This is a genomic window from Azospirillum argentinense (assembly GCF_000632475.1).
GTDB classification, from domain to species: Bacteria; Pseudomonadota; Alphaproteobacteria; order Azospirillales; family Azospirillaceae; genus Azospirillum; species Azospirillum baldaniorum.
The window spans coordinates 999,198-1,015,700 of the sequence record NZ_CP007794.1; the positions used below are offsets into that span (position 1 = coordinate 999,198).

A 16,503-nucleotide genomic window follows, 5' to 3' on the forward strand; every position below is an offset into this window, starting at 1 on the left:
CTTTTCTCCTCCCCCTGCGAAGCGGGGGAGGTCGGGAGGGGGCCTTACGCAACCACCTTCCGTACCACGTCCCCCTTACGCCGCCGCGACGGCCTCGACCGGCGCCATGCGGATCAGGTAGTCGAAGGCCGACAGGGCGGCCTTCGAGCCCTCGCCCATGGCGATGATGATCTGCTTGTAGGGCACCGTCGTCGCGTCGCCCGCGGCGAAGACGCCGGGGATGGAGGTCTGGCCGCGGGCGTCCACCTCGATCTCACCGCGCGGGCTCAGCGCCACAGAGCCCTTCAGCCACTCGGTGTTGGGCACGAGGCCGATCTGCACGAAGATGCCTTCCAGATCGATCCGGTGCACCTCGCCGGTGTTGCGGTTCTTGTAGCTGAGGCCGGTCACCTTGGTGCCGTCGCCATGCACCTCGGTCGTCAGACCCGAGGTGATGACGCGCACGTTGGGCAGGCTGCGCAGCTTGCGCTGGAGCACCTCGTCGGCGCGGAGCTGGCTGTCGAACTCGATCAGCGTCACCTCGGCGACGATGCCGGCCAGATCGATGGCCGCTTCCACGCCGGAGTTGCCACCGCCGATGACCGACACGCGCTTGCCCTTGAACAGCGGGCCGTCGCAGTGCGGGCAATAGGCCACGCCCTTGTTGCGGTACTCGTCCTCGCCGGGGACACCCATCTGGCGCCAGCGGGCACCGGTGGACAGAATCACCGTCTTCGACTTCAGCGAGGCGCCGTTGGCGAGCTGGACCTCGATCAGGCCGCCCGGTCCCTCGGCGGGGATCAGCTTCTCCGCCCGCTGCAGGTTCATCACGTCGACCTCATACTCCTTGACGTGCTGCTCCAGCGCGGTGGCCAGCTTCGGACCCTCGGTGTGGGAGACGGAGATGAAGTTCTCGATGGCCATGGTGTCGAGCACCTGACCGCCGAAACGCTCCGCCGCGACGCCGGTGCGGATGCCCTTGCGGGCCGCGTAGATCGCCGCCGCGGCGCCGGCCGGGCCGCCGCCGATCACCAGCACGTCGAAGGCGTCCTTGGCCTTGATCTTCTCCGCGTCGCGCTGCGAGGCGCCGGTGTCGATCTTGGCGAGGATCTGCTCCAGCCCCATGCGGCCCTGGCCGAACGGCTCGCCATTCAGGAAGATGGACGGGACGGCCATGATCTTGCGCGAGTCGACCTCCTGCTGGAACAGCGCGCCGTCGATGGCGACATGCTTGATCCGCGGGTTCAGAACGCTCATCAGGTTCAGGGCCTGCACCACGTCGGGGCAGTTCTGGCAGGACAGCGAGAAGTAGGTCTCGAAGCGGTACTCACCCTCCAGCGCCTTCACCTGCTCGATGACCTCCGCCGACTCCTTGGAGGGGTGGCCGCCGACCTGCAGCAGGGCGAGGATGAGGGAATTGAATTCGTGGCCCATCGGCAGGCCGGCGAAGCGGACGCCGATGTCGGTGCCGGTGCGCTTGATCGCAAAGGAGGGCTTGCGCGCGTCGTCGTCGGTGCGGACGAAGGTGATCTTGTCCGACAGGGACGCGATGTCCTGCAGCAGAGCCTGCATGTCCTGCGACTTGGCGCCGTCGTCCAGGGAGGCGGCCAGTTCGATGGGCTGCGTGATCTTGTCGAAATAGGCCTTGAGCTGGCCTTTGACGTTGCTATCCAACACGGCGAGGGCTCCCGAAAGTGGTTTTTCGAAGCGAGCCCGGTGGCGCCAGGGCGGGTCCGGGCAGCAGAATTTCGTTGAAGCGTTTCTTGTCGAACGACAGATCTTGGTGAACAGATGAAGGCCACTCGTGATCCGGGCCCGGAATCGATCCGGGCCCGAAGCCGTGGCGCCGCGGCCGGCGTGGCCGCGGCCGAACCGTCCGGCCGCGGTTGCGGCCGGCGGTTCCCAGAGGATCAAGCCGGGGAGGCTTAGATCTTGCCGACGAGGTCGAGCGACGGGGCGAGCGTCTTCTCACCCTCTTCCCACTTGGCCGGGCAGACCTCACCCGGGTGCGAGGCGACGTACTGGGCGGCCTTCACCTTGCGGAGCAGCTCGCGGGCGTCGCGGCCGATGCCGCCGGCGGTGATCTCGATGATCTGGATCTTGCCGTCCGGGTCGACGACGAAGGTGCCGCGGTCGGCGAGGCCCTTCTCCTCGATCAGGATCTCGAAGTTGCGGCAGATCGTGCCGGTCGGGTCGCCGACCATGGTGTAGGCGATCTTGCCGATGGCCGGCGAGGTGTCGTGCCAAGCCTTGTGGCAGAAGTGGGTGTCGGTCGAAACGCTGTAGATCTCAACGCCGAGCTTCTGGAACTCGCTGTAGTTATCGGCCAGGTCTTCCAGCTCGGTCGGGCACACGAAGGTGAAGTCCGCCGGGTAGAAGAAGACGACCGACCACTTGCCCTTCAGGTCGGCGTCGCTGACGTCGATGAACTTGCCGCCCTTGAAAGCGGTCGCCTTGAACGGCTTAATCTCGGTGTTGATCAAGGACATGATTTCTCCATCAGTCTGAATGATTGGAGCAAGCGTCACTCCGGTGTCCTGCCAGCCTGGCGCCGTTTCCCATATGGTGTCCCATATGGGCGGGCGGTGCCGCGGCATCCCTGCCGGAAGTCTGCTCCCCCCTTGTTGGTCGCTTGACACCAGGGAAGTTAGGGGCAATGGGTCAGCGATGGAAGCGAAAAATACCAATCGCTTTGATCGATAAAACCGATTATTGTGCAGTGCATGAAGCCCCTCCCCACCTTGCGTCAGCTCCACTACCTCGTCGCCGTCGTCGATCGCTGCCATTTCGGCAAGGCGGCAGAGGCGTGTCTTGTCAGCCAGTCCACGCTCAGCGCCGGCATCCAGGAATTGGAGAATCTGCTGGGCGCCCCGCTTCTGGAGCGCACGCGGCGCACCGTCCTGCCGACCCCGCTGGGCCGCGAGATCGCCGACCGCGCACGCCTCGTCCTGAAGGGGGCAGAGGAGCTGGTGGACATGGCCCGCTCGGTGGAGGACCCGATGTCCGGGCCGCTCCATCTGGGCGTGATCCCGACCATCGGCCCCTTCCTGATCCCCCGCGTGATGCCGGCGCTGCGCGACAGCTTCCCCAAGCTGAAGCTGTTCCTGCGCGAGGACCAGACCGCCCGGCTGCTCGACCGGCTGGAGTCGGGGGAGCTGGACGCGGCCATCCTCGCCCTGCCCTATCCGTCCGGCGACGTGGAATCGATCGACATCGCCGAAGACCGCTTTTCCGTGGTCTGCACGCCCGAGCACCGGCTGAGCGACGTCACGACGCCCCGCCCGTCCGACGTCGCGCTGGACGATCTGCTGCTGCTGGAGGACGGGCACTGCCTGCGCGACCACGCACTGGCCGCCTGCTCGATGGAGGGGGCGCGGCAAAGCGCCGCGTTCCAGGGCACCAGCCTGCACACGCTGGTCCAGATGGTCGCCAACGGGCTGGGGGTGACGCTGCTGCCGCAGATGGCGCTCGACTCAGGGATTCTGCGCGGTTTGGATGTGGTGGTCCGCCCGCTGGGCGGGGAGCGGCCGTACCGCCGGATCGGGCTGGTCTGGCGCCGCACCTCCGGCCGCAAGGAGACCTTCCGGCAGCTCGCCGCCGCCCTGAAGACGGAGATGTCCCGTGACAGCGGACCGCAGGCCCCCGCCAACGGCGACGCCAGCGTGCGGACCGCCGCCTGATCCAGGGCCAGAGAACGCCGGAATCAGAAGACGTAGGTCATCACGAGATACAGCAGCGCCTCGCCGTCACCCACGTTGCGGTAGGCGTGGGGGGCGTCGGCGTCGAACTGGATCGTGTCGCCCTCCTCCAGCCGGTGGGTGCCGTCGCCGGTCTCGATCTCGACCACGCCGCGCCCGACCAGGATGTTCTCCACGGTGCCGATGGTGTGGGCGTCAGCCCGCTCATCGGTGCCGGGAGCGAGGCGCAGCTCGTAGAACTCCACCTGCCGCTCGCCGTGGAAGGGGAACAGCGCCCGCGAGCTGAAGCGTCCGTTGCGCGAGGCCAACGGCCGGCTGTCCGCCCGCCGGATCACCGTGGTCCCGCCGCTGCCTCCGCTGCTGAGCAGGCTGGAAAAGGGCACGTCGAGCGCGCGGGCGATGGTCCACAGGAAGTCGATGCTGGACGGTCCCCGCCCGGCTTCGACCGCCGTCAGCTCGGCACGGCTGTTGCCCGACAGCTTGGCGAGCGCGTCGACGGACAGCCCCTGGCGGAGCCGGAAGCTGCGGATGTTCTCGGCGATCACGCCGGTCAGCGGATTGGCGTCGCCATCCGTGCTCCGGGGGTCCGTGCTCCGGGGGGTCGATGTCGTGCTCATGGTGTTTGGCCCTCCCGCTCCATCACTGCGTACTCATGTCCTGGGATTCAGCGGGGCGCCGACTGGATCTGGTCGAACAGGGCACCCTCCGCGAAATGGGTCGCCTGGGCCTTGCGCCAGCCGCCGAAGACGTCGTCCACGGTCACCAGCGCCACCGGGGAGAAGCGCCCGGCATATTGCCGCGCCAGCTCGGGATGGCGGGGCCGGTAGAAATTCCGCGCGGCGATCTCCTGCCCCTCGCGGGTGTAGAGATACTGCACATAGGCTTCTGCCACCTTGCGGGTGCCCTTGCGGTCGACCACGCTGTCCACCACGGACACCGGCGGCTCGGTCAGGATGGACAGGGACGGCACAACGATCTCGAACTGGTCGGCCCCGAACTCCTGGAGCGACAGGAAGGCCTCGTTCTCCCAGGCCAACAGCACGTCGCCGACGCCCTTGCGGGTGAAGGTCAGGGCGGCCCCGCGGGCGCCGCTGTCCAGCACCGGGACGTGTTTGTAAAGGTCGGCGACGAATTGCCTGGCTTTCGCCTCGTCGTTGCCGTTGGTCTTCAGCGCATAGGCCCAGGCAGCAAGGTAATTCCAGCGCGCCCCGCCCGAGGTCTTCGGGTTCGGCGTGACCACCTCAACGTCCGGCTTCACCAGATCGTCCCAGTCCTTGATCTGCTTCGGGTTGCCCTTGCGGACCAGGAAGACGATCGTCGAGGTGTAGGGGGAGCTGTTGTTCGGCAGGCGCGTCCGCCAATCCTTCGCGATCAGCCCGGCGTCGGCAATCGCATCCACGTCGTAGCCCAGAGCCAGCGTCACCACGTCGGCGTCCAGCCCATCGATGACCGAGCGCGCCTGCGCGCCCGATCCGCCGTGCGACTGGTGGATGACCACCGTCTCCCCCGACGCGTCCGCCCAGGTGCGGGCAAAGGCCGGATTGAACTCCTCGTACAGTTCCCGCGTCGGGTCGTAGGAGACGTTCAAGATCGTACTGCGGCTCGCGGCGCTGGCGGTCGCCAGGGCGGCCAAGGTCACCAGCCCGACGGCGATGAGGCTCTGGCTGAAGCGCGACGGCATGAACGGTGTTCCCCAGGCTGACGGTCGATGGCGCGGTGCCGGGGATTATTGAACACGGACGATCCCTATCAGGCAAGTCGTCTTTTGCGGACTTGTGTGTAATTCACATATGCTCAATTCACATTTATCAAAATTTATATGTGAAAATAGGGGATCGAAAGGCGCTGCCAGCCGAACGGCGCAACCGGACCGGTCAGGCCTGCTTGGCGTCGATGATGCCGCGGCGGATGGCGCGGGTCTTGGTGAAATGGTCCTGCAACTGCTCCCCCTCGCCCCAGCGGATGGCGCGCTGGAGGGCGGTCAGGTCCTCGGTGAAGCGCTGGAGGATTTCCAGGACCGCTTCCCGGTTGTTCAGGAACACGTCGCGCCACATCACCGGATCGCTGGCGGCGATGCGGGTGAAGTCGCGGAAACCGCCGGCCGAGAACTTGATGACCTCGGACTTGGTGTCGTCCTCCAGGTCGGACGCCGTGCCGACGATGGTGTAGGCGATCAGGTGCGGCAGGTGCGAGGTGATGGCCAGCACGCGGTCATGATGGTTGGCGTCCATCAGTTCCACTGTGGAACCGATGCGGCGCCACATCGTCACCACCTTGTCCACCGCGGCCTCGTTGGCGCCGGGCGGCGGGGTGACGATGCACCAGCGGCCCTGGAACAGGGTGGCGAAGCCGGCCTCCGGCCCCGAATGCTCGGTGCCCGCCACCGGGTGGCCGGGGATCAGATGCACGCCGTCCGGAATGTGCGGTCCGACGTCGCGCAGCACCGCCTGCTTCACCGAGCCGACGTCCGTTACGATCATGCCGGGGCGCAGCAGCGGCCCGAGCTGCTCCCCCACCTCGGCGAAGGCGCCGACGGGAGTCGCCAGGACCACCACGTCGGCACCCTCCAGCGCTTCCGCCAAATCGGTGGTGGCGCGCTCGACGATGCCCAGTTCCATCGCCTTGGCGCAATGCTCCGGGCTGCGGTCCGCGCAGACGACCTGACGAGCCACCCCGTAATGCGTGAGCGCCCGCGCCAGGGACGAACCGATCAGACCCACGCCGACGATGGCGACGCGGTCGAACAGGGGGGCGGCCAAGGGGGCTGCGGTCTCGCTCATGATCTCAAGGCACCGGCTGCGGATGGGTTGCAGAACGCCCCGCTATAAAGCACCAAGGCGCCCTGTGACCAAGGGAAAGTTTGCCCGGCCGCCTCGTGAGGAAACGCGCGCAACGGCGCGATCCCCTCTCCCGTCCCGGGAGAGGGTGGCCCGAAGGGCCGGGTGAGGGTCGCGCAAGGATCAAGGCGCTGATTCTTGTCTATACCCTCACCCTCCCACCGCTTCGCGGCGGGCCCCTCCCTCTCCCGGGGCGGGAGAGGGAAAACCACTCCGGCCTTACGCCGCCAGGAAGTCTTTCAGCGCCTGCACCACCTCGCGCATTTCGGCCTCCGTGCCGATGGTGACGCGCAGGCAGCTCGGCAGGCCGTAGGCGGGCATCTGGCGGACCAGGATGCCGCGGCCCTTCAGGAACAGGCGCGCCGCCTCGGCGTCGTCCTTGCCAGCGGTCTGGCCGGCGAAATCGACCAGAACGAAGTTCGTCACGCTGGGATGGGTCTTCAGGCCAAGGCCATGGACCTGCTGGACGAACCACTCCCGCCATTCGATGTTGTGGCTGCGCGAGCGCTCCAGGAACGCGGTGTCCTCCAGCGCCGCCACCCCGGCGATCTGCGCCGCGGAGGAGACGTTGAAGGGACCCCGCACGCGGTTCAGCACGTCGGCGATCCCCGCCGGGCAATAGGCCCAGCCGAGCCGGACCGAGCCCAGCGCGAAGATCTTCGAGAAGGTGCGGGTCATCACCACGTTGGGGAAGCGGTCAACCAGCTCCTGCCCCGCCGAATAGTCGTTGTGGTTCATGTACTCGGCGTAGGCCGCGTCGATGACCAGGATGGCGTTCTCCGGCAGGCCGGCGTGCAGGCGGGCCATCTCGTCGGCGGTGATGTAGGTGCCGGTCGGGTTGTTCGGGTTGGCGACGAAGACCAGCCGGGTGCGCGGCGTGACGTGGGCCAGCAGCGAATCCACATCGGTGGTCAGGTTCGTCTCCGGCGCCTGGACCGGCGTGGCGCCGACCGACTTGGCGCCGATCGGGTACATCAGGAAGCCGTGCTGCGAGTACAGCACCTCATCCCCCGGCCCGGCATAGGCGCGGATCAGCAGGGCGATCAGCTCGTCGGAGCCGGCGCCGCAGACCACGCGGTCGGCGTCCAGGCCGAAGCGCTCCGCGATGGCCTTGCGCAGCTTGGCGGAGCCGCCGTCCGGGTAGCGGTGCAGCTCGCCCGCGGCGGCCTTGTAGGCCTCCACGGCGCGCGGGCTCGGGCCGAGCGCGCCTTCGTTGGAGGCGAGGCGGATGTGCCCCGCATGCTCGCCACCGACGTAGGGGGCGATGTCGAGAATCCCCGGGCGGGGCGCCGGGCCGTTGTTCGGCTGGGTCATGTCAGGTCTCAGACCTTGCGGGCGTCGTGGGAGAAATGAAGCGGGACGGCGTAGCCGCCCACGATGTTGATCCGCACCGGGATCTCGCCCAGCCGGCCGGCGAAGGCAGCCAGGCGCGGGTCGGTGTGGTCGACGAAGTCGGCGACCTCGACCAGATGGATCGACGGGCCGGACGGGTCGCGGGCGTGCCAGGTGCAGAAATAGGTCGGGGCGAGGCCACTCGTCTCCAGATGGTCCTTGAGCCGGCCGCGGCTGAGGTCATGCCCCAGCTCGATCCCCAGGAGGGTGCGGTCGTCACCGGTCGGCTCGTGCGGGACCAGCGCGATGGCCAGCGCGTCGCGGTCCTCGCCGCGGGCGTTGCCGCGCCCGGCGAAGGGCAGCCGCGCCACCACCCGCGGCGTGCGCGCGTCGGACGACACCAGGAAGCGCCACCAGGGGTCCGCGTCGTCCTCCGCCGGGTAGGGAACGACGCCGACGGTGGCCGTGCCCTCCGACACCGCGCGGATGGCCGCGGCGGGGGAGTTGACGGCGGTCATCGGGACGACGCTGCCGAAATGGTCGCGGGCCACGTCCCAAAATCCACGACGGTCCTCCGGCGCGTAGACCGCGACGGCGAAGGGGCCCTGGAGCCGGGTGAAGGCGGTGATCATCTCCCGCCACATGCGGGTAACGGCCATCGCCGGGAAGGAGCCGGCGTGGCGCGCCATCAGGCGGCGCAGGATGACCGCCTCGCGCGCCGGGCGCAGATAGATCGGGGTCTGGGGATTCCCGCTGACCTGACCTTCCGCGGCCTCGATCTGGCCTTTGACGACGCCGACGCGCTCCACCACCGCGGCGCGGCGCATCAGCAGGTCGTGGATCGTATCGTCGATGTGATCGATCTCGCGGCGCAGATCGTCGAGCGGGGACTTGGGCGGAGGCATGGGGCGGGAAACCGTCAAATCCAGGGCGAATCCAAAGCCGGATAGTAGTAGTCCGCAAGCGACGCGAAATCAAAGAAAACGTTGACACTCCCAACCGACGATCCGTAGCTATACCGTCCCGTTTTCCGGAGGCCACCGACCCGTCATGTCCGCGCCGAACCCCGCCGCCGCCGTGCCTGCCGAGCCCGCGACGATGCCCGGCCACCGGGTCACGCTCGGGGTGGACCGGCCCATGCGGCTGGACAGCGGTGCGGAGCTGGGTCCCTTCGAGGTCGCCTACCAGACCTACGGCACGCTGAACGCGGACCGGTCGAACGCCATCCTGATCTGCCACGCCCTGACCGGCGACCATTACGTGCTCGACCAGCATCCGGTGACCGGCAAGCCCGGCTGGTGGGAGATGCTGGTCGGTCCGGGCAAGCCGGTCGACACCGCCCGCTACTTCGTCATCTGCTCCAACGTCATCGGCGGCTGCATGGGCTCCACCGGCCCGAAGGAGACCGACCCGGCGACCGGCAAGCCCTATGGCCTCGGTTTCCCCGTCATCACCATCGGCGACATGGTCCGCGCGCAGAAGCTGCTGGTGGAGCATCTCGGGATCGACCAGTTGTTCTGCGTGATCGGCGGCTCCATGGGCGGCATGCAGGTTCTGCAATGGGCCGTCGCCTATCCGGAGTCGGTGTTCGCCGCGGTGCCGATCGCCACGGCGGCCCGCCACTCGGCGCAGAACATCGCCTTCCACGAGGTCGGCCGGCAGGCGATCATGGCGGACCCGGACTGGGCCGGCGGCAACTACCTTCTGGAGGGCACCCGCCCCCACCGCGGGCTGGCGGTGGCGCGCATGGCCGCGCACATCACCTACCTGTCGGAACCGGCGCTGCACCGCAAGTTCGGGCGCAACCTGCAGAACCGCCAGACCGTCACCTACGGCTTCGACGCCGATTTCCAGGTGGAAAGCTATCTGCGCCACCAGGGCATCACCTTCGTGGAGCGGTTCGACGCCAACTCCTACCTCTACATCACGCGGGCGATGGACTATTTCGACCTCGCCGCGGATTACGGGGGCGGCACCCTGTCCAACGCCTTCCGCAAGGACGGCAAGGGCACGCCGGTGCGCTTCTGCCTCGCCAGCTTCTCCAGCGACTGGCTGTTCCCGACCTCCGAATCGCGGGCCATCGTGCACGCGCTGAACGCGGTGGCGGCCAACGTCAGCTTCGTGGAGATCCGCACCGACAAGGGCCACGACTCCTTCCTGCTCGACGAGCCGGAATTCCATCAGGTGATCCGCGGCTTCCTGGACGGCTGCGCCGAACACCGGGGTCTGACTCGGGCGTCCCGGCCATGAGCCCCCTCGACGAGAATCAATCCGCCGCCCGCACCGCTTCCGGCAACGGCATCCGCACCGACCTGAAGCTGATCGCGGAGATGGTGGAGCCGGGCAGCCGCGTGCTCGACGTCGGCTGCGGCGATGGCGCCCTGCTCGCCTTCCTGTCCCGCCAGAAGGGGGTGGACGCGCGCGGGATCGAGCTGTCGATGGACGGCGTGCACCAGTGCGTGGCCCAGGGCCTGTCGGTCATCCAGGGCGACGCCGAGACCGACCTGAAGGACTACCCGCCGGGCGCCTTCGATTACGTGATCCTCAGCCAGACCCTCCAGGCGATGCGGGAGCCGCGGACGGTGCTGGAGACGATGACCCGCATCGGGCGGCGGGCCATCGTGTCGGTGCCCAACTTCGGCTACTGGCGCATCCGCGTGCAGCTCCTGCTGACCGGGCGCATGCCGGTGACGGAGAAGCTGGGCTACCAGTGGTGGGAAACGCCCAACATCCATTTCTGCACGATCAAGGACTTCGTCGTCCTGGCGGAGGAGATGGGCATCCGCATCGAACGCTGCATGATCGTGGACCGTGCCGGCCGGGTCACCGGCCACGCCCATTCCGGGCTCGCCAACCTGCTGGGCGAGCAGGGCGTCTTCCTGCTGCGCCGGGACTGACCGGAGGGCCGCCGGTTCCCGGCGATGCAACCCCTGCCCCGCTGGCGCTGTTGATAGGCAAAGTCCGTTCAACAACAGACCAGCGGGAGCCACGCACCATGCGCCTCGTCCCCTCCTCCATCCTGGCCGCATCGGCCGCGGCCCTGCTGCTGTCCGGCGCCGCATCAGCGCAAACATCGGAGGCCCAAACATCGCAGGTCCAGGCCCCGCAGGCGTCACCGGACGCCGCGCGGCCCCCGCTGATGACGGCACCGCGCCCGGACGACACCCCGGCCACCCCGCCCGCCGCCTCGCCGGAGGGACTCGGCGGAGACGCGCCCTCCGACGAGATGCAGCGCGCGGCCCCCTCCGTCGCCGCGATCCCCCATCTGCTGACCCCGGAGGAGGCGCGGACCCTGATCGGCAAGGAGGTGCGGACCCGCGACGGCCAGCCCGGCGGCTCCATCAAGGATTTCACGCTGGACGGCAGCGCCGCCGCGATCGAACGGATCGTGCTGGCCCCTGCCGAGGGCAGCGGGGCGGACGGGAAGCTGCGGTCCCTGCCGGTCAGCATGCTGCGCACCGACATCGCGGGTGCGGCCGCCAGCAGCGACGGCTCCACGCCGCCGACTTTGGACCTGCCGGCGGCCGAACTCGCGCGGGCGCCGGAATTCACCTACGGCGAGGGCGTGAAGACGGTGAGCGGCCAGCCGCAGTGACGGCTCAAACGCCGCTGTCCACCGCGCGCAGCAGATCGAGAACAAGCCGCTCGCCGTCCGGCCAGGGACCGTAGCCGGCGGCGGTGTTGATGTGGCCGAGATCGCCCGCATCGATGAAGTCGGCACCCCACCCCACCGCGAAGGCACAGGAACGCTCGATCGCGGCGTAAGGGTCGTTGCGGCTGGCCAGCACCAGCGCGCGGAAGGGCAGCGGATCGGTGGGCACCGGGGCGAAGCCGTGGACCTCCGGCGGCGTGTGCTCCGCCGATTCGACGTCGGGCGGAGCGACCAGCAGGGCGGCGGCGACGTTGCCGACCGACGAGCCGCCCCGCACGGCCCAATGGGCCACCGTCATGCAGCCCAGGCTGTGGGCGACCAGCACCACCGGGGCGGCCGCGGCGGCCACGGCCTGTTCCAGCGACCACACCCAGTCCTCCAGGGCCGGCGCGTCCCAGTCGGCCTGCTCGACCCGCGTGAAGGACGGGTGGCGCTGCTGCAACCAGCTCTGCCAGTGGTCCGGGCCGGAATTGCCGAGTCCGGGGACGATGAGAACGCTCGCCTTCGTCATGGGGTCCGATCCGCTGCGGTGACCAGGAAAGTTACAAACCGCAACGCCCCCGGAGCAAGGCTTACGGTTCCTCCGACACCCGCCACGCGCCGGACCCCGCCGGGCGGCGGGCCGGAGCCGCCCCGCCGGGAAGCGGAACGATCAAACGGCGCTTGGCCGGCTGCTGGGTCTTGCGCGACACCCCGGCGAAGATCTGCTTGGACGCCTCGATCATCGTGACCCCGGCGAAGGCCTTGAACCAGCGTCCGCCGACCTCCTCCCAGGCCGGGGCGGTCTTCATCAGGAAGCGGGAGCGCAGAGGCGGCAGGAACAGGGCGTGGCCGGTGCGCTCCGGCACGAACATGGTGTCGCGAAGCACCTGCTTCAGTTGAGAGGCCGAATAGGGAAAGCCATGGCCGAAGGGCGTCCAGTCGGCCCGCGCCCACAGGCCGCGGCGGTTCGGCACCACCACCAGCACGCGCCCGCCGCCGGCCAGCACGCGCCAAATCTCCCTCATCATCGGGCGGAGCTGCTCCGTCCCCTCCAGCCCGTGGACGAGCAGCACGCGGTCCACCGACATGTCGGCGAGCGGCAGGTCCGCCTCGTCGCCCAGCGCGACCAGCCCCGGCCCGCCCGGCGGCCAGAAGGTCACGCCCTGGGTCGCCGGCATGATGGAGAACACCCGCTCCGCCTCGTCGCGGAAGGGTTGCAGGTACGGCGTCGTGTAGCCGACCCCCAGCACGATCTGCCCGCGCAGGTCGGGCCAGATGGTGCGGATGCGCCGGCGGATCATCCGCCGCGCCGCCTGACCAAGCCCGGACTCGTAGAATTCACGAAGATCGACGATATCGGTGTACATGGTCATCCCAGGCTATCACGTTTCGATCAAACGTCCATTCATGCGGGAGGGGCCCAAGGCCATGGACATCCACCTGATTCCGGCGTTCGCCGACAACTACATCTACCTCCTGCGCGACCCGGCCAGCGGCGCCGTGGGTGTCGTCGATCCCGGCGACGCGCAGCCTGTGCTGGCGGAACTGGAGCGGCGCAACTGGACGCTGACGCACATCTTCAACACCCACCATCACAACGACCACATCGGCGGCAACCACGCGCTGAAGGCGCGCTATGGCGCCGACGTGATCGGCCCGCGCGCCGACGTCGCCCGCATTCCCGATATGGAGACGTGTCTGGGCGAAGGCGAGACCATTTCGTTCGGATCGCTCACCGCACACGTGTTTTTTGTCCCCGGCCACACCTCCGGTCACATCGCCTTCTGGTTTCCGGAGGCCAAAGTGCTGTTCAGCGGCGACACGCTGTTCGCGCTCGGCTGCGGGCGGCTGTTCGAGGGCACGCCCGCCCAGATGTGGGCCTCGCTGGTCAAGCTGCGCGGCCTGCCGGACGACACGCGCGTCTATTGCGGCCATGAATACACCCTGTCCAACGCCCGCTTCGCCGTGACGGTTGAGCCGGACAACGCCGCCCTGAAGGCCCGCGCGGCGGACATAGCCGCGCAACGCGAGCGCGGGGAGCCGACCATCCCCTCCATCCTGGGCGTCGAGAAGGCCACCAACCCCTTCCTGCGCGCCGATGTGCCGGAGGTCCAGTCCGCCCTCGGCATGGCCGGGGCCGACCCGGTGGCGGTCTTCGCCGAGATCCGCGGCCGCAAGGACCGCTTTTAAGACGGCGCGTCCTCGCGCTACGCTGACGCCCACAGACCGGGAGGAGAGATTTTGATGAAGCTGCGCTGGAGCCCGACCTCGCCCTACGTCCGCAAGGTCGCGATGGTCCTCATCGAATGCGGGCTGGAGTCGGCGGTCGAGAAGCAGGTGACCAACGCCTGGGCGCCGGACACCGACCTGCCGGCGGACAACCCGCTGGGCAAGGTGCCGGCCCTGATCCTGGACGACGGCTCGGCGCTCTACGACAGCCCGGTGATCGCCGAGTATCTGGACTCGCTGCACGACGGCCCGCGCCTGTTCCCGGCCGCCGGCCCGGCGCGCTGGACGGCACTGCGCCAGCAGGCGCTGGCCGACGGCATCTGCGACGCCGCCATCCTGCGCCGCCTGGAGCTTCAGCGTCCGGACGGCGAGCGCTCCGACTCCTGGTCGGACCGCCAGCGCCGCGCCGTTGCCCGCGCGCTCGACGTGCTGGAGGCGGAGGCGCCGGCCCTCGACGGCACGCTGACCATCGGCACGCTGTCCATCCTGGTGGCGCTCGCCTACCTCGACTTCCGCTTCGGGCACGAGGACTGGCGGGTGGGCCGTCCGGAACTGGCGGCGTGGTTCGCCTCCGCCTCCGACCTCGACAGTTTCCGCCGCACCGCGCCGCCGCCGGCGTGAGGGCAGGGATGGGAAAGGACGACGCCATGGAGGCCCTGACGCCCGAGCGCATCATCGCGACGCTGGGCATGCAGCCCCATCCGGAAGGCGGCTTCTATGTGGAGACCTACCGGGACGCCCCGCCGGGCGGCGGGCGTGGGGTCAAGACCGGCATCCACTACCTGCTTCAGGCGGGCGAGCGTTCCCATTGGCACCGGGTGGACGCGGTCGAGATGTGGCACTGGCACGCCGGCGGACCGCTGGAGCTGGCCATCTCCACCGATGGACGGTCGGTGGAGCGGGCGGTGCTGGGGATGGATCTTGCGGGCGGCCAGCGCCCGCAGGGGGTCGTTCCGGCGCACGCGTGGCAGGCGGCACGGCCGCTGGCGGGCTGGGTTCTGGTGGGCTGCACCGTGTCCCCCGCCTTCGAATTCGCCGGTTTCGAGATGGCGCCGGACGGGTGGGAACCCGGATGAGACATCCGGGCGGATGACCAGCCACACACCGGCACAGAAAAAAGGCGCCCCGGAAACGGGGCGCCTTTTCCTTATCGACCATCGGAAATCAGCCGTCAGGGCTGTTCCAGGTTGATCCGGCTCGGCAGCGGGTCGAGCTGGTCGCGGTACTTGGCGTCAGGGCGCGCGGCGTAGGGCTTGGAGGTCGGCGACATCAGCGTTTCGAAGCTGAGGGCGCAGATCCGCATGCCCGGGCGCAGCGCCAGCGGCAGCCGTCCGCAGTTGAAGAATTCCAGCGTGATGCGGCCGTTCCAGCCCGGATCGATGGTGTGCGCGGTGGCGTGCACCATCAGCCCGAGGCGGGCGAGGCTGCTGCGGCCGTCCAGGCGGCCGGCGATGTCGTTGGGCAGGCCGATGCGCTGCACGGTGATGCCGAGCACCAGCTCCCCCGGATGCAGGAAGAACGGTTCGCCGACGGGAACCTCGACGCGGTCCATCAGCTTGTCGGGAACCTGGCTGGGATGGCCCTCCGGCGGGGCGAGGTCGACGAAGGCCGCCTTGCCCGGCGGGAAGACCTGGAAGGCGCTCCCGAGCTGGAGGTCGACCGACATGGCGCCGATCTGGCTCTCCGCCGGCAACGGGTCGATCTCGATGCGTCCTTCGGCGAGGTATCGGCGAATATCGACGTCTGACAGCTTCATTCCTTCCGAACCTCCTGGCGAACCCGCAATCGGCGCGGCTCCGGTCGCGTCCCTGGCGCACTCTATAGCCGGATCGACGCCTCTCGACAACACAATCACCAGTCCCTTAGATGGCACCAGTCCCTTCGATGGGGCCGCTTTGCAAAAGGGGTGTGGGAATGGCGGTATCCTCGATCGACGCGTCGGCAACCGACAATGATGCCGAATTGCGCCACCTGTCCGTCATACTGGGCGATGTCCCGCCCGTGGACGCCCGGCCCGATGCGGTTTCGCTGTTTCGGACCCGCGTCGCCGAGCATGGCGAACGGGTCCGCGCTCTTCGAGACTCCGTATCGCCGCTGTTCGTCGTGAACGGCGATCTGACCGCTTACAGCGCCGACGGTGGACCGCTGCCGGAACTCATCCTGGTCGGCGACAATCCGGGGCGGCGAGAGTTCGAGCAGTCCGTCTATCTCTGTGTCCAGGGGCGCGCCGGGGCCATGGCGCACAGCTTCTTCGACGGCATCTTCGGCGCCGCGTCCTTCCGCAGCAAGGTGATGGTGCTGAACAAAAGCTCCTTCCACACGCCGCGCACGGTGGGACTGACCGAGGCGATGCGCGGCGATCCGGCGCTCGCCGAAGCCATCCGGCGCGACCAGGAGGAGAACGCCCGCCTGATCGCCGACTCGGTGGCCCTGCTCGGCGTTCCGGTCGTCACCATCGGCATGGAGAGCGGCGGAACGACCTTCCAGAGTTTCCGCAAGACGCTGGAAACCCGCTATCGCGCGCTCGGCAACCCGCCGGCCGTCTTCCAGGGGAAGCGCCTCGCCAGTCCCTTCCGCAAGGTGCCGCATTTCTCGCTGTCGAAGATCTTCTGCCGCAACGCCGATCCCGCCTGGAACGCCGGGCTGGACGACTTCCTCACGCGCCACGCAGCGGTTCCGGGCCTGCGGACGGAGAACGGCAACGTCTCGTCCAAGCTGCTGCTCGGACTGGGCGATGGCCCTCTGCTCGCCGATTACCTGGACCGGGTGATCCTCGGCAACGGCGGATAAACCG

18 protein-coding genes are annotated in these 16,503 nt (G+C 68.6%); 8 read left to right on the forward strand and 10 right to left on the reverse strand.

Annotation, left to right across the window (positions count from 1 at the left end):
- Nucleotides 1-75: 75 nt before the first annotated feature.
- Together ahpF and ahpC are read right to left on the reverse strand one after the other, a co-directional pair.
- Entirely contained in the window at nt 76-1,656 is a 1,581-nt protein-coding gene (gene ahpF / locus ABAZ39_RS18705) for an alkyl hydroperoxide reductase subunit F (RefSeq protein WP_040134338.1), read from the reverse strand.
- A gap of 248 nt (nt 1,657-1,904) precedes the next feature.
- Entirely contained in the window at nt 1,905-2,468 is a 564-nt protein-coding gene (gene ahpC / locus ABAZ39_RS18710; protein WP_014198402.1) for an alkyl hydroperoxide reductase subunit C, read from the reverse strand.
- 234 nt (nt 2,469-2,702) lie between these two features.
- Between ahpC and ABAZ39_RS18715 the strand changes: the two genes are divergently transcribed.
- Entirely contained in the window at nt 2,703-3,659 is a 957-nt protein-coding gene (locus tag ABAZ39_RS18715) for a hydrogen peroxide-inducible genes activator (protein ID WP_040134339.1), read from the forward strand.
- 23 nt (nt 3,660-3,682) lie between these two features.
- Here ABAZ39_RS18715 and ABAZ39_RS18720 read toward each other — a convergent pair whose 3' ends face one another.
- From ABAZ39_RS18720 to ABAZ39_RS18740, 5 genes are all read right to left on the reverse strand, one after another.
- Nucleotides 3,683-4,294: a helix-turn-helix domain-containing protein gene (locus ABAZ39_RS18720; RefSeq protein WP_063922678.1), complete on the reverse strand. Its 612-nt coding sequence runs from the start codon at nt 4,292-4,294 to the stop codon at nt 3,683-3,685.
- Between the two features lie 47 nt (nt 4,295-4,341).
- Nucleotides 4,342-5,358: a sulfate ABC transporter substrate-binding protein gene (locus tag ABAZ39_RS18725; RefSeq protein WP_040134340.1), complete on the reverse strand. Its 1,017-nt coding sequence runs from the start codon at nt 5,356-5,358 to the stop codon at nt 4,342-4,344.
- Between the two features lie 193 nt (nt 5,359-5,551).
- On the reverse strand, nt 5,552-6,457 hold the full coding sequence (locus ABAZ39_RS18730; protein ID WP_040134341.1) for a prephenate/arogenate dehydrogenase family protein: 906 nt from the start codon (nt 6,455-6,457) through the stop codon (nt 5,552-5,554).
- A 276-nt stretch (nt 6,458-6,733) separates the two neighbouring features.
- Nucleotides 6,734-7,828 (reverse strand): histidinol-phosphate transaminase, encoded by a 1,095-nt coding sequence (hisC, locus tag ABAZ39_RS18735; protein ID WP_040134342.1) that lies wholly within the window; start codon nt 7,826-7,828, stop codon nt 6,734-6,736.
- 8 nt (nt 7,829-7,836) lie between these two features.
- The gene (locus ABAZ39_RS18740; protein ID WP_040134343.1) at nt 7,837-8,751 is read right to left on the reverse strand and encodes a chorismate mutase; all 915 of its coding nucleotides are present in this window, start codon (nt 8,749-8,751) and stop codon (nt 7,837-7,839) included.
- A gap of 145 nt (nt 8,752-8,896) precedes the next feature.
- On the opposite strand from ABAZ39_RS18740, the gene metX reads away from it, so the two are divergent.
- The 3 genes from metX (at nt 8,897) to ABAZ39_RS18755 (ending at nt 11,441) form a co-directional block, all read left to right on the forward strand.
- Nucleotides 8,897-10,096, forward strand: a complete 1,200-nt coding sequence (gene metX / locus ABAZ39_RS18745; protein WP_040134344.1) for a homoserine O-acetyltransferase MetX — start codon at nt 8,897-8,899, stop codon at nt 10,094-10,096.
- Nucleotides 10,093-10,743 (forward strand): methionine biosynthesis protein MetW, encoded by a 651-nt coding sequence (gene metW, locus ABAZ39_RS18750; RefSeq protein ID WP_051658249.1) that lies wholly within the window; start codon nt 10,093-10,095, stop codon nt 10,741-10,743. Before metX ends, metW begins: the two co-directional genes overlap by 4 nt.
- 98 nt (nt 10,744-10,841) lie before the next feature.
- A complete protein-coding gene (locus ABAZ39_RS18755) occupies nt 10,842-11,441 on the forward strand; it encodes a PRC-barrel domain-containing protein (RefSeq protein ID WP_040134345.1) in 600 nt (199 codons plus the stop codon).
- Between the two features lie 4 nt (nt 11,442-11,445).
- Here the strand turns inward: ABAZ39_RS18755 and ABAZ39_RS18760 are convergent, their stop codons facing one another.
- Nucleotides 11,446-12,009 (reverse strand): RBBP9/YdeN family alpha/beta hydrolase, encoded by a 564-nt coding sequence (locus tag ABAZ39_RS18760; protein WP_040134346.1) that lies wholly within the window; start codon nt 12,007-12,009, stop codon nt 11,446-11,448.
- Between the two features lie 61 nt (nt 12,010-12,070).
- Nucleotides 12,071-12,847: a class I SAM-dependent methyltransferase gene (locus tag ABAZ39_RS18765; RefSeq protein WP_040134347.1), complete on the reverse strand. Its 777-nt coding sequence runs from the start codon at nt 12,845-12,847 to the stop codon at nt 12,071-12,073.
- Nucleotides 12,848-12,908: 61 nt separating this feature from the next.
- Here ABAZ39_RS18765 and gloB point away from each other — a divergent pair, with 61 nt between their 5' ends.
- Genes gloB through ABAZ39_RS18780 form a run of 3 tightly spaced genes read left to right on the forward strand, consistent with a single transcriptional unit; the run spans nt 12,909 to nt 14,785 of the window.
- The gene (gene gloB, locus ABAZ39_RS18770; protein WP_040135545.1) at nt 12,909-13,670 is read left to right on the forward strand and encodes a hydroxyacylglutathione hydrolase; all 762 of its coding nucleotides are present in this window, start codon (nt 12,909-12,911) and stop codon (nt 13,668-13,670) included.
- Nucleotides 13,671-13,724: 54 nt separating this feature from the next.
- Nucleotides 13,725-14,330, forward strand: coding sequence for a glutathione S-transferase N-terminal domain-containing protein (locus ABAZ39_RS18775; protein WP_040134348.1), 606 nt, complete (start codon nt 13,725-13,727; stop codon nt 14,328-14,330).
- 8 nt (nt 14,331-14,338) lie between these two features.
- The gene (locus ABAZ39_RS18780) at nt 14,339-14,785 is read left to right on the forward strand and encodes a cupin domain-containing protein (protein WP_247874948.1); all 447 of its coding nucleotides are present in this window, start codon (nt 14,339-14,341) and stop codon (nt 14,783-14,785) included.
- A 95-nt stretch (nt 14,786-14,880) separates the two neighbouring features.
- Here the strand turns inward: ABAZ39_RS18780 and dcd are convergent, their stop codons facing one another.
- Entirely contained in the window at nt 14,881-15,465 is a 585-nt protein-coding gene (gene dcd, locus ABAZ39_RS18785; protein WP_040134349.1) for a dCTP deaminase, read from the reverse strand.
- A 158-nt stretch (nt 15,466-15,623) separates the two neighbouring features.
- Here dcd and ABAZ39_RS33155 point away from each other — a divergent pair, with 158 nt between their 5' ends.
- Complete coding sequence (locus tag ABAZ39_RS33155; protein WP_051658250.1) at nt 15,624-16,499, forward strand: hypothetical protein; 876 nt, start codon at nt 15,624-15,626, stop codon at nt 16,497-16,499.
- Nucleotides 16,500-16,503: the final 4 nt, after the last annotated feature.